We start from the raw sequence: 11452 nt of genomic DNA on the forward strand, positions 1-11452 counted from the left end.
GGATGATGCCTTGCGGCAGGCCCGCCGGCCAGTTGCGCTCGAAATCGCTGAAATCGGCATCGACCTCGGCCGCCAACCCCGGCTCGACCTCGTCGGCGCGCTCGCGCGAGGCCGCCCAGAGCTTGCGCCAGCCGTCGATCGCCAGCGCATTCGGCCTTCTCATCTGAAAATCCTGACCGGCAAGATGGAGCCCGGCGAGTGCCTTGCCCACTTCCGCGCAATGCGCGGCGGTCGGGCGCCTGAGCGACAGGCCCTCGAGGAAGGTGATGATGACCGCAGGCCGGCCGGCCAGCGTGCCGATGACGGTGCCGTCATGCGCGGTGACCGGCAGCGGGCAGGAAATGCCCTTCCTGGCGAGATGGCCCATCAGGCCGAGAAAGAACGGCAGGTCGGCCTTGTCGACGCGCTTCTCGTAGAGCGTCAGGATATAGGAGCCGGTCGAGGCGTGGACCAGGAAGTTGGAATTCTCGGTGCCTTCGGCGATGCCCTTGTAGGAGAGCAGGTCACCCACCGGATAGGCTTTGAGGAACGCAGTCAGCTCGCCTTCGTTGACGTCGGTGTAGACGGCCATGCGGTTCACGCCGCTCCGTTGACGAAGGCCATGTCGGCCGCCGTCAGTTCGACATCGCGCAGCACCCGCATCACCGGAAAATCCTCCGTTTCCGTGGCCGTGATGGCCAGATCGATGGTGACGTCGAAACGCTGCCGGAACGCGTCGATGATCTCATCGACGATGATTTCCGGCGCCGATGCGCCGGCCGACAGGCCGAGCGTCCTGATCCCGGCGATCTCATCCCACGGAATTTCGGCGGCGCGCTGCACGAGAAGCGACATCGTGGCGCCCGCACGCTCCGCCACTTCGACAAGGCGACGCGAATTGGACGAATTGGGAGCGCCGACGATGAGGAAAAGATCGGCGCCCGCCGCCGTCTCCTTCACCGCTTCCTGGCGGTTGGTGGTGGCGTAGCAGATCGATTCGGCCGCGGCCGCGTGCAGTTCGGGAAAGCGCTCCTGCAGCGCCCGGATAATGCCGGCGGTGTCCTCGACCGACAAGGTCGTCTGGGTGACGAAGCCCAGCGCCGAAGCGTCGACGGGCACGAAGCGCGCGGCGTCGGCCTCGGTCTCGATCAGCGTCACAGCGCCTTCCGGCAACTGGCCCATCGTGCCGATCACCTCCGGGTGCCCGGCGTGGCCGATCAAAAGCACATGACGACCGAGCCGCTGGTGGCGCATCGCCTGCTTGTGCACCTTGGAGACGAGCGGGCAGGTGGCATCGAGATAGAAAAGATTGCGCGCCTCGGCATCCGCCGGCACCGATTTCGGCACGCCATGCGCGGAAAAGACCACCGGCGACTGCCGATGCTCCGGCGGGATCTCGGAGAGTTCCTCGATGAAGACGGCGCCGAGGCTCTGCAGCCCTTCGACGACATAGCGGTTGTGCACGATCTCGTGGCGGACATAGACCGGCGCGCCGTATTTCTTCAGCGCCAGCACGACGATCTGGATGGCACGGTCGACGCCGGCGCAGAAGCCGCGTGGTTGGCAGAGCCTGATCGTCAGCGGTGGCTTTTTCTCGGTCATGAATGCGAAGCCGGTTCAGTCGGAAAGAAGAGCATGAAGCGGTTTTCGGACGACATCATGCTCTTTCTCTTTGATGTAGGCGAAATGAGGTGCGCACCCCTGCCCTGTCAAGAGCGGCGGGCTTCACGCTTCCTTCGCCGGGCGGCGCAACCTCAGGATCAGCACGGCTGCGAGCGCGGCGGCCAGTCCGTACCAGGTGACGGCATATTGCAGGTGGTTGTTCGGCAGGTCGATGATGGTGACACCACCGACCGGCAGGCCGCCGGGGTTCGGCGTCTTGTCGGCATCGATGAAGAACGGCACCAGTACAAAGCCGGCCGGCAGACCGGCGGTCGCAGCCATGACGTCGCGATCCTTCCAGTAGAAGATGTTCTTGGCGGCGTCATTGTCGGGAAGCATCATCGACGGTTTTCCCGGCAACGGATTGCGCGCAAGCCCGGTCACCGTCACCTTGCCGGCTACTTCGCCTTTCGGTCGCTTGGCCGGGTACTTGAGGTCGTAGGGAACAAAGCCACGGTTTACGAGCACGAAGCGGCCGTCCTCGAGCTGCAAGGGCGTGTAGACGTTGAAGCCGCTGTCGCCTTGCCAGGTGGAAAAGAAATGCCGCTCACCCTGGTGAAGGAAAGTGCCGGTCACCGTCACCGGCGTGTAATCGACGTCATGGGAAGCGGCGAACTCCCTCTCGACATCAGCCAGCGGCAACGGCGCGGAATGCGTGCGCTTGTCGATGGTTGCGAGCAGGTCTTCCTTCCAGTGCAGGCGCTGGACCTGCCAGGTGCCGAGCCCGATCAGGACGGCGAACAGGACAAGGCCGAGACCGATGAGCAACGCCGAGCGCGGCCGCGAACGGCCGGCAGCCAGACGGGTCGTTTCGTTCATTCGTTGGATTCCAGCCTGCCTTCGGAGGCCTTCTTCGAATATTGCAAGGTGATCAGCACACCCTTGATGAGGCGCAGCGCCGTCAGGCAGAGCACCAGCGCCAGCGGTATCCACAGGATGAAGTGCAGCCAGAGCGGGGGGCTGAACGTCACCTCCATCCACAATGCCAGGCCGACGACGACGAAGCCGATGATCAGGATGACGAACACCGCCGGTCCATCGCCTGCATCGGCGAAGGAATAGTCGAGCCCGCAATTGTAGCAGCGCTTGCCGACGGTGAGGAAACTCGAGAACAGCTTGCCTTCGCCGCAGCGCGGGCAGCGGCCATGCAGGCCGGCCGAAATCGGATCGATGGGGGGCCAGATCGCCTTATCTTCACTCATGTCCGCACCGTAGACCCTTTCGCCCCAAAAGATAAGGCGGCCACGTCGCCGCGGCCGCCCGTTGCTCCAAGCAAATTCCGCAAAAGCCGCTGCGCGCTTTCCCGGAATTGCTTTTGGTCAATGGCCTTCGATCAGTGCGCCGTTCGAGGCCCAGACATAGATGGCGCTGAACAGGAACAGCCAGACCACGTCGACGAAGTGCCAGTACCAGGCGGCAGCCTCGAAGCCGAAATGCTGCTTCGGCGTGAAGTCGCCGCGCATCGCGCGCACCAGGCAGACAGCCAAGAAGATGGTGCCGATGATGACGTGGAAGCCGTGGAAGCCGGTCGCCATGAAGAAGGTGGCGCCATAGATCGATTCCTTGAACGCGAAGGGCGCGTGCATGTACTCGTAAGCCTGTACCATGGTGAACAGCATGCCGAGGCCGACCGTCAGAACAAGGCCATTGATCAGGCCCTTGCGGTCGCCATGCAGCAGGGCGTGATGCGCCCAGGTCACCGTGGTGCCGGACAAAAGCAGGATGATGGTGTTGTAGAGCGGCAGGTGGAAGGGATCGAGGACCTCCATGCCCTTCGGCGGCCAGACGCCTCCGGTGAAGGCGGTGCGGGCATACTGCGCGGCTTCGCCTGGGAACAGGCTGGCGTCGAAGAAGGCCCAAAACCAGGCGACGAAGAACATCACCTCGGAGGCGATGAACATGATCATGCCGTAGCGCAGATGCAACGACACGACGCGCGTATGGTGCCCCTCATGCGCTTCCTTGATGGTGTCCGACCACCAGGCGAACATCGTGTAGAGCACGATGATCATGCCGATGAAGAACAGCCACGGATTGGCGATGTTGTGGCCGAAGACCGGAAAATTACCGCCCTTCAGATACTGCATCAGGCAGACGCCGCCGACGGCGGTGACGAGCGCGCCGACCGAGCCCAGGAAAGGCCAGGGGCTTGGATTGACGAGATGGTAGTCGTGTTGTGGTTTTGCGTGCGCGTCTGCCATATCAACCCCCGAGGCTTGCTTCGGAATCTGGAACTTTTTTGCTGCTGCCAGCGGCCGGCGCCGATGAGGCGACCGGCTGTTTCTTTTCGACCGGGAACATCGTGTAGGACAGGGTGATCGTCTTCAAGTCCTTGAGTTCCGGCACATTGACGATGTCTGGATCGACATAGAACACGACCGGCATGTCCAGCGTCTCGCCGGGCTTCAGCGTCGTGTCGGTGAAGCAGAAGCACTCCACCTTGTTGAAATAGGCGCCAGCCATTTCAGGCTGCACGTTGAACGAAGCGCGACCGGTGATGGGGCGGTCGAACTTGTTGGTGGCGCTGTAATGCGCCTGGGTCGTCTCGCCGATCTTGATCGTCACCGAGCGGGCAACAGGCTCGAACCGCCACGGAATGCCGTTGGTGTTGGCGTCGAAACGGACGGTGATGTCGCGGTCGAGCACGCGGCCGGCATATTGCTTCTCGGCGCGCTGCGTGGTGCCGCCATAGCCGGTGACCTGGCAGAACATCTTGTAGAGCGGCACCGCCGCATAGGCCATGCCGACCATGCCGGTGAAGAAGGCGAGGCAGACGGCGGCGACGATGCCGTTATTGACCTTGCGAGGCTTGCTCAAGTCGCCGCTCATCAGCCGCCCCCAAGCAGACCCGAGCCGGTCAGGCTCGCGCCTTGGTGACCGAAGCGCACGATGGTGGCGGCATAGAAGACGATGACCAATGCGGCCAGCGCAACGGCGATGGCGATGGAACGGTTGCGGCGCGCCTTGCGCTGGCGCTCGGTCAGCGTGACCAGTTCGAGGTTCTTATCGGCCATGGTCATGCTCCCCCCATCATGAGCACGCGCCCGACGACGCAATCGACGAGATAGGCGGCGAAGATGGCGAAGAGATAGAGCAGCGAATAGCCGAACAGGGCCTTGGCCGGCTTCATCGCGCGATCGCCGTCGGCCATGGCAAGCACCTTCCAGGCATACCAGACGAAGCCCGCGCCGAGGACCGCCGAGACGACGCCATAGCCGGCTGTGGTATAGCCGAGCGCCCAGGGCAGCACGCCGACCGGCGCCAGGATCAGCGCATAGGCGAAAATCTGCCGACGGGTCGAGGCCTGGCCGGCGACATTCGGCATCATCGGGATACCGGCGCGGGCATAGTCGTCGGATTTGAACAGCGCCAGCGCCCAAAAATGCGGCGGTGTCCACAGGAAGACGATCAGGAACAGGATCACGCTCTCGAGGCTGACCGAGCCGGTCACCGCGGCCCAGCCGATCACCGGCGGGATGGCGCCGGCGGCGCCGCCGATGACGATGTTCTGCGGCGTCCAGCGCTTCAGCCACATGGTGTAGATGACGGCGTAGAAGAAGATGGTGAAAGCCAGAAGCGATGCCGACAGCCAGTTGACCAGCACGCCGAGCGTCATCACCGACAGCACCGAGAGCACAAGGCCGAAGCTCAACGCCTCGCCCGGCGTGACGCGACCGGCCGGCACCGGGCGGCCGGCGGTCCTGGTCATCACGGCGTCGATGTCGGCGTCGTACCACATGTTGAGCGCGCCGGAAGCGCCGGCGCCGATGGCAATCGCCAGGATGGCGATCATCGCCAGCAGCGGATTGATGGCGACGGGCGCCGCGACCAGGCCGACAAAGGCCGTGAAGACGACCAGCGACATGACGCGGGGCTTCAGGAGGGCGAAGAAATCGCCCGTGGTAGCTTCCGACATGCGAAAGCCCGCTTCCTCCATCAATCTGTCTTCGGCAAGGGCCATGCGTACTTTAAGTCCATCATTCCGTTGGCCAAGACCGCCGGGCAAGCCGGCGGCCTCGTATAAGTCGGGACGCCGCCTACTTGATCTTCGGCAGTTGTTCCCACTGGTGGAAGGGCGGCGGCGAAGGCAGCTGCCATTCGAGCGTGGTGGCACCTTCGCCCCACGGATTGGCGCCGGCGACGCGCTTCTTCTGGAAGGCCTCGAACACGCCATAGAGGAAGATCGCAACGCCGACGGCCGCGATGTACGAGCCATAGGACGAGATCATGTTCCAGCCGGCGAACGCGTCAGGATAGTCCACGGTGCGGCGCGGCATGCCGGCGAGGCCGAGGAAGTGCTGCGGGAAGAAGATCAGGTTAACGCCGACAAAGGTGACCCAGAAGTGCGTGTTGGCGATCACCGGCGAGTACATGTAGCCGGTCATCTTCGGGAACCAGTAGTACCAGCCGGCGAAGATGGCGAACACCGCGCCCAGCGACAGCACGTAGTGGAAGTGGGCGATCACGAAATAGGTGTCGTGCAGCGAGCGGTCGAGGCCGGCATTGGCCAGCTGGACGCCGGTGACGCCACCGATGGTGAACAGGAAGATGAAGCCCAGCGCCCACAGCATCGGCGGCTTGAAGGAGATCGAGCCGCCCCACATGGTGGCGATCCAGGAGAAGATCTTCACGCCGGTCGGCACCGCGATGACCATGGTGGCGAACACGAAGTAGCGTTGGGTATCGAGCGACAGGCCGGTCGTGTACATGTGGTGCGCCCAGACGATAAAGCCGACGGCGCCGATCGCGACCATGGCGTAGGCCATGCCGAGATAGCCGAACACCGGCTTCTTCGAGAAGGTCGAGACGATGTGGCTGATGATGCCGAAGCCCGGCAGGATCAGGATGTACACTTCGGGGTGACCGAAGAACCAGAACAGGTGCTGGAAGAGGATCGGATCGCCACCCTGATCCGGCACGAAGAAGGCGGTGCCGAAATTGCGGTCGGTGAGCAGCATGGTGATGGCGCCCGCCAGAACCGGCAGCGAGAGCAGGAGCAGGAAGGCGGTGATCAGCACCGCCCAGGCAAACAGCGGCATCTTGTGCAGCGTCATGCCGGGAGCGCGCATGTTGAAGATGGTGGTGATGAAGTTGATGGCGCCGAGGATCGACGATGCGCCGGCGATGTGGATCGACAGGATCGCCAGGTCAAGCGCAGGCCCCGGCTGGCCGGACGTCGAGAGCGGCGGATAGATCGTCCAGCCGCCTCCGGGACCGAAAGCGCCCGGCGCGCTCGGCACGAACATAGAGGAGAGCAGCAGGATGAAGGCCGGCGGCAGCAGCCAGAAGGAGATGTTGTTCATACGCGGGAAGGCCATGTCCGGCGCGCCGATCATGATCGGCACCATCCAGTTGGCGAAGCCGCCGATGAGCGCCGGCATCACCATGAAGAAGATCATGATCAGGCCGTGCGCGGCGCCGAAGGCGTTGTACATGCTCTTGCCGCCGTCGATGGCGGCGTCGCCCTGCATGCCGTAGACCATCTGCGCCAGGCCGCTGAAGATCTGGATGCCCGGCTCCTGCAGCTCCATGCGGATGGCGACCGAGAGCGCGCCACCGATGATGCCGGCAATGATCGCGAAGATCAGGTAGAGCGTGCCGATGTCCTTATGATTGGTCGAGTAGACCCAGCGGACCCAGCCATGCGGCCTGTGGTCGTCGTGATCGTGAGCTGCAGCCTCTGCCATGTTCCGCTCCGTTCCCTAATTCTTGCTAACCCGCGACATCAATTGCCGGCGGCCGCTACCTTGTTGGTACCATCGATCTCGGCCATCAGCGCCTTGTTGGCGGCAGGCACGTCGGTCTTGGCCGTCTCCAGCCAGGTCTTGAACTGCGCATCGGACACGACGCGGACGGCGATCGGCATGAAGGCGTGGTCCTTGCCGCAGAGCTGCGAGCACTGGCCGTAGTAGAGGCCTTCCTTCTCCGCCTTGAACCAGGTCTCGTTGGTGCGGCCGGGCACGGCGTCCATCTTGATGCCGAAGGACGGCACGGCGAAGGAGTGGATGACGTCGGTGGCGGTGATCAGCACGCGGGTCGTGGTGTTGACCGGCACGACCAGTTCGTTGTCGACCGCGAGCAGGCGCGGATAGAGGGCGCGGTCTTCCTTGCCGGCCTTGGCGCGGTCGGCATCCTGGAGAACCGCCGAGTTGAAGGAGAAGGTCTTGTCGACCTGGTATTCATAATCCCAGTTCCACTGGTTGCCGGTCGCCTTGACGGTGAGCTTGGCTTCTTCCGGCGGCGTGTATTGCGCGGTGAGCAGCTGGAAGGAGGGGATGGCGATGAGCAGAAGCACGATCACCGGCCCGACCGTCCAGATCACCTCGATCAGCGTGTTGTGGCTGGTTCTGGACGGCACCGGGTTGGCGCTGGCGCGAAAGCGCATGATGCAGACCAGCAGAAGCACCAGCACCAGAACGGTGATCGGGACGATGAACCACATGGTGTAGTTCCCGAACCGCTCGATCTGCCGCATCATGTCGGTCGCTGGCGCCTGGAAGGTCATCTCCCATTCCCGCGGCTGGTCGGCACGGGCCGCCGCACTGGAGAAGAGCACGGCCGAAGCTGCCGCACCTGCCAAGAATTCTGCGCTTGCCAGGAATTTCCTCATCGCCCTCTCGTCTCCCACTTCCCGCGATCTGGTCGCACCAATAACGGACGCCGCCGGGATTGGGAATCCCGGTCTGTCCCTAGGGTGGTTCAAACCATACTCTATTTCCCTCCGCAAGAAAGGAGCGGAGGAAACCGTGCGGCATTTTTGCGCGCAGGCCGAAGGCCGTCTTCAGGCCCCGCCGCGCGATATACGCAACGGTCGCAATTCGGGCGAATTTGCTTTGGAAAAGCATGGAATTGCCGGTATCGGGGCGGGCCGGCGACGGTCTCGTCCTTTACTTGGCCCCGGCGCGGCTTAAAGTGCCGTGATTCGCAATGGAGCCGTTATGACTTCCTGGCTTTCGAGAACCCTGGCGAAGGTCGTCCTTGCCGTCGCCTTGCTCGGCGTCGGCGTAGCCGTTGGCGCCGCCGCCTCGCCGAACAATGCTTCGCCCCCGAGCGGCACGGTAAAGTCGACGCATGGCGCGTGGTCGATCATCTGCGACACGCCGGCGGGCGCGACCTCCGAACAATGCGTTATGATGCAGAATGTCGTCGCCGAGGACCGTCCCGAAATGGGCCTTTCGGTCGTGGTGCTGCGCACCGCCGACAACAAGGCCGAGATCCTGCGGGTGCTGGCGCCGCTCGGCGTGCTGCTCCCCAACGGCCTCGGTCTCAATGTCGACGGCAAGGATATCGGCCGCGCTTATTTCGTGCGCTGCTTCCAGGACGGCTGCTACGCCGAGGTGATCCTCGAAAAGCCGTTGCTCGACACGTTGAAGAGCGGCACCTCGGCCACCTTCATCGTCTTCCAGACGCCCGAGGAAGGCATCGGTATTCCCGTCGACCTCAAGGGCTTTGCGGAAGGTTTCGCCGCCCTACCTTGATCTTCTTGCCCATGCGCCGCTCCCGACGCTGAGGTCCGGTGGCGAATGCGCGTTTGGCGGCCAGGAGGCTCAATGCGCGCGAATTTATCCGCTTCCATCACCGGTCTGGCGCTGCTCGCCGCGGTTTCGGCCGCACGGGCCGAGGATGACGAAATCCTCCAGAAACCCGAGCCGGCGGCGATCCTCGATATCGCCAAGGGCTACGGCTCGGCCAGGATGGACAAGGACGACAATGGCGATCCGATGATTTCGGGGCGGATCGAGGGCGTCAAATACGTGATCTATTTCTATGGCTGCGAAAACCACGAGAACTGCAAGTCGCTGCAGTTCTCGACCGGCTACAGCGATCCGCTGACCGCCGACCAGGCCAATGCCTGGAACGCAAGATACCGCTGGGTCAAGGCCTATTCCGGCGACGGCTCGAACTTCAAGATGGATGTCTCCTTCGCCGGCGGCATCACCAGGGCCAATCTTGAGGAGCAGTTCTCCAACTGGGACGCGATGGCCGGCAACATCAAGGACTTTGTCAACGGCAAGTGAAGGCGGCGACGCTTACCGGCCTCGATCCCGTTAGCGATTGTCTGGCGGCCGCTTCGCGCCTACATCCGTTGCAACGATTTTGTTTCCACGAATGGACCTGCCATGAACAACCTGATCGGCCAATTCGACATTTCCGACGATCGCGTCAAAGAGATCGTCGCCGAGACCATCAAGGGCGCCGATGACGGCGAACTGTTCCTCGAATACAGCGAGAGCGAAGCGCTGATGTTCGACAACGGCCGGCTCAAGACGGCCAATTTCAACACCGACCAGGGTTTCGGCCTGCGCGCCGTGGCCGGCGAGGCCAGCGGCTATGCGCATTCGAGCGACCTGTCCGAAGCCTCGCTCAAGCGCGCGGCCGATGCCGTCTCGGCGGTCAAGGGCGGTTATTCCGGAACGCTCGCCGCAGCACCCGCCCGCACCAACCGCCACCTCTATGGCGACGAGAACCCCATCCCCTCGCCCTCCTTCGAAGCCAAGGCCAAGCTCTTGCAGGAGATCGACGGCTGGCTGCGAGCCAAGGATCCGCGCGTGCGGCAGGTGACAGCCTCGCTCGCCGCCTCCTGGCAGCATGTCGAGATCGTGCGCGGCGACGGCCAGATCGTGCGCGACATCCGCCCGCTGGTCCGCATCAACGTCTCGGTCGTGGTCGGCAGCGGCGACCGGCAGGAGAGCGGCTCCTATGGCATGGGCGGCCGCAAGAGCTTTGGCGAGTTCGTCAGCGAGGAAAGCTGGAAGCATGCGGCCAGCGAGGCGCTGCGGCAGGCGCTGGTCAATCTCGAGGCCGTGCCTGCGCCGGCGGGCACGTTCGACATCGTGCTGTCGAACGGCTGGCCGGGGGTGATGCTGCACGAAGCGGTCGGCCACGGGCTCGAAGGCGACTTCAACCGCAAGAAGACGTCGGCTTTCGCCGGACTGATGGGCCAACAGGTGGCGGCGAAGGGCGTCACCGTCGTCGATGACGGCACGATCCCCGAGCGGCGCGGCTCGCTCACCGTCGACGACGAAGGGACGCCTTCGGCGCGCAATGTGCTGATCGAGGACGGCATACTGGTCGGCTATATGCAGGACCGCCAGAATGCCCGGCTGATGGGCATGAAGGCCACCGGCAACGGCCGCCGCGAGGGCTATGCGCACCAGCCGATGCCGCGCATGACCAACACTTATATGACCGCGGGCGACATGCAGCCGGAAGAGATCATCGCCTCGGTCAAGAACGGCATCTACGCCGTCTCCTTCGGTGGCGGCCAGGTCGACATCACGTCGGGCAAATTCGTGTTCGGCTGCACCGAGGCCTACATGATCGAGAACGGCAAGGTGACGCAGCCGATCAAGGGCGCGATGCTGATCGGCAACGGACCGGACGCCATGCACCGCGTCAGCATGGTCGGCAACGACATGAAGCTCGACAACGGCATCGGCATGTGCGGCAAGGCCGGACAGGGCGTGCCCGTCGGCGTCGGTCAGCCGCATCTCAGGATGAACCAGATGACGGTGGGCGGCACCAGGGTTTGAGGGCCTGAACGCAGGGAAGGCCACAATGTCCGCTTCTGAAAAACCTGCAGCCGTCGCCTCGGCAAAGGGGCCGGATGAGGTGCCTTCGAAACTCGCGCCGGCGTTCCCGGCGACGCAGCCGACGGACGTGTTTGGTTTCCTGCCCGCCCGTGGCTCGCGTAAGACACTCGAAGAGATGGACGCGGGCGTGCTCGCCGAGGCACGGCGGCGCCATGCTCGCATTCCGACTTGAAGGCATCCTCGACCTTGAACTGAACACAATCGTGTTAGGACATTAT

13 protein-coding genes and 1 pseudogene are annotated in these 11452 nt (G+C 63.6%); 4 read left to right on the forward strand and 10 right to left on the reverse strand.

All coding sequences use genetic code 11. The annotated features are described in order from the left end of the window. The 10 genes from EOD07_RS07945 to coxB form a co-directional block, all read right to left on the reverse strand. Positions 1–571 (reverse strand): phosphotransferase (locus EOD07_RS07945; RefSeq protein WP_164772116.1); only part of this gene is annotated, 571 nt, incomplete at its 3' end. A gap of 5 nt (positions 572–576) precedes the next feature. Further along, a complete protein-coding gene (gene ispH, locus EOD07_RS07950; protein ID WP_041005149.1) occupies positions 577–1581 on the reverse strand; it encodes a 4-hydroxy-3-methylbut-2-enyl diphosphate reductase in 1005 nt (334 codons plus the stop codon). A gap of 123 nt (positions 1582–1704) precedes the next feature. Beyond that, complete coding sequence (locus EOD07_RS07955; protein ID WP_164772112.1) at positions 1705–2460, reverse strand: SURF1 family protein; 756 nt, start codon at positions 2458–2460, stop codon at positions 1705–1707. Then, on the reverse strand, positions 2457–2843 hold the full coding sequence (locus EOD07_RS07960; protein ID WP_040991134.1) for a DUF983 domain-containing protein: 387 nt from the start codon (positions 2841–2843) through the stop codon (positions 2457–2459). The genes EOD07_RS07955 and EOD07_RS07960 overlap by 4 nt, the downstream gene beginning before the upstream one ends. A 117-nt stretch (positions 2844–2960) precedes the next feature. Further along, positions 2961–3842, reverse strand: coding sequence for a cytochrome c oxidase subunit 3 (locus EOD07_RS07965; RefSeq protein WP_127234829.1), 882 nt, complete (start codon positions 3840–3842; stop codon positions 2961–2963). 1 nt (position 3843) lies between these two features. Next, a complete protein-coding gene (locus tag EOD07_RS07970; protein ID WP_127234832.1) occupies positions 3844–4470 on the reverse strand; it encodes a cytochrome c oxidase assembly protein in 627 nt (208 codons plus the stop codon). Then, positions 4470–4661, reverse strand: a complete 192-nt coding sequence (locus EOD07_RS07975) for a hypothetical protein (protein WP_127234835.1) — start codon at positions 4659–4661, stop codon at positions 4470–4472. Before EOD07_RS07975 ends, EOD07_RS07970 begins: the two co-directional genes overlap by 1 nt. After that, positions 4658–5602 carry a heme o synthase gene (locus EOD07_RS07980; RefSeq protein WP_127234838.1) on the reverse strand — a complete coding sequence of 315 codons (945 nt, stop codon included), beginning with the start codon at positions 5600–5602 and terminating at the stop codon, positions 4658–4660. The genes EOD07_RS07975 and EOD07_RS07980 overlap by 4 nt, the downstream gene beginning before the upstream one ends. A 76-nt stretch (positions 5603–5678) precedes the next feature. Further along, positions 5679–7328, reverse strand: a complete 1650-nt coding sequence (gene ctaD / locus EOD07_RS07985) for a cytochrome c oxidase subunit I (protein ID WP_127234840.1) — start codon at positions 7326–7328, stop codon at positions 5679–5681. Positions 7329–7366: 38 nt separating this feature from the next. Then, positions 7367–8251, reverse strand: a complete 885-nt coding sequence (coxB, locus tag EOD07_RS07990) for a cytochrome c oxidase subunit II (RefSeq protein ID WP_127234843.1) — start codon at positions 8249–8251, stop codon at positions 7367–7369. Between the two features lie 328 nt (positions 8252–8579). Here coxB and EOD07_RS07995 point away from each other — a divergent pair, with 328 nt between their 5' ends. The 4 genes and pseudogenes from EOD07_RS07995 to EOD07_RS08010 all read left to right on the forward strand — a co-directional run. Next, positions 8580–9119 carry an invasion associated locus B family protein gene (locus tag EOD07_RS07995; RefSeq protein WP_071035512.1) on the forward strand — a complete coding sequence of 180 codons (540 nt, stop codon included), beginning with the start codon at positions 8580–8582 and terminating at the stop codon, positions 9117–9119. A 72-nt stretch (positions 9120–9191) separates the two neighbouring features. Continuing rightward, positions 9192–9659 (forward strand): YbjN domain-containing protein, encoded by a 468-nt coding sequence (locus tag EOD07_RS08000; RefSeq protein WP_164772115.1) that lies wholly within the window; start codon positions 9192–9194, stop codon positions 9657–9659. 102 nt (positions 9660–9761) lie between these two features. Continuing rightward, positions 9762–11174, forward strand: a complete 1413-nt coding sequence (tldD, locus tag EOD07_RS08005; protein WP_127234850.1) for a metalloprotease TldD — start codon at positions 9762–9764, stop codon at positions 11172–11174. 97 nt (positions 11175–11271) lie between these two features. Continuing rightward, positions 11272–11406: pseudogene (locus EOD07_RS08010) on the forward strand (AbrB family transcriptional regulator); the annotation flags it as partial. Between the last annotated feature and the right edge of the window lie 46 nt (positions 11407–11452).

Source organism: Mesorhizobium sp. M2C.T.Ca.TU.002.02.1.1 (assembly GCF_003997225.1).

Coding starts and splice junctions, on each gene's coding strand:
- EOD07_RS07995 (WP_071035512.1), top strand. CDS start 8,580: ATGACTTCCTGGCTTTCGAGAACCCTGGCGAAGGTCGTCCTTGCCGTC.
- EOD07_RS07970 (WP_127234832.1), bottom strand. CDS start 4,470: ATGAGCGGCGACTTGAGCAAGCCTCGCAAGGTCAATAACGGCATCGTC.
- EOD07_RS07955 (WP_164772112.1), bottom strand. CDS start 2,460: ATGAACGAAACGACCCGTCTGGCTGCCGGCCGTTCGCGGCCGCGCTCG.
- EOD07_RS08000 (WP_164772115.1), top strand. CDS start 9,192: ATGCGCGCGAATTTATCCGCTTCCATCACCGGTCTGGCGCTGCTCGCC.
- tldD (WP_127234850.1), top strand. CDS start 9,762: ATGAACAACCTGATCGGCCAATTCGACATTTCCGACGATCGCGTCAAA.
- EOD07_RS07980 (WP_127234838.1), bottom strand. CDS start 5,602: ATGGCCCTTGCCGAAGACAGATTGATGGAGGAAGCGGGCTTTCGCATG.
- coxB (WP_127234843.1), bottom strand. CDS start 8,251: ATGAGGAAATTCCTGGCAAGCGCAGAATTCTTGGCAGGTGCGGCAGCT.
- EOD07_RS07975 (WP_127234835.1), bottom strand. CDS start 4,661: ATGACCATGGCCGATAAGAACCTCGAACTGGTCACGCTGACCGAGCGC.
- EOD07_RS07965 (WP_127234829.1), bottom strand. CDS start 3,842: ATGGCAGACGCGCACGCAAAACCACAACACGACTACCATCTCGTCAAT.
- ctaD (WP_127234840.1), bottom strand. CDS start 7,328: ATGGCAGAGGCTGCAGCTCACGATCACGACGACCACAGGCCGCATGGC.
- EOD07_RS07960 (WP_040991134.1), bottom strand. CDS start 2,843: ATGAGTGAAGATAAGGCGATCTGGCCCCCCATCGATCCGATTTCGGCC.
- ispH (WP_041005149.1), bottom strand. CDS start 1,581: ATGACCGAGAAAAAGCCACCGCTGACGATCAGGCTCTGCCAACCACGC.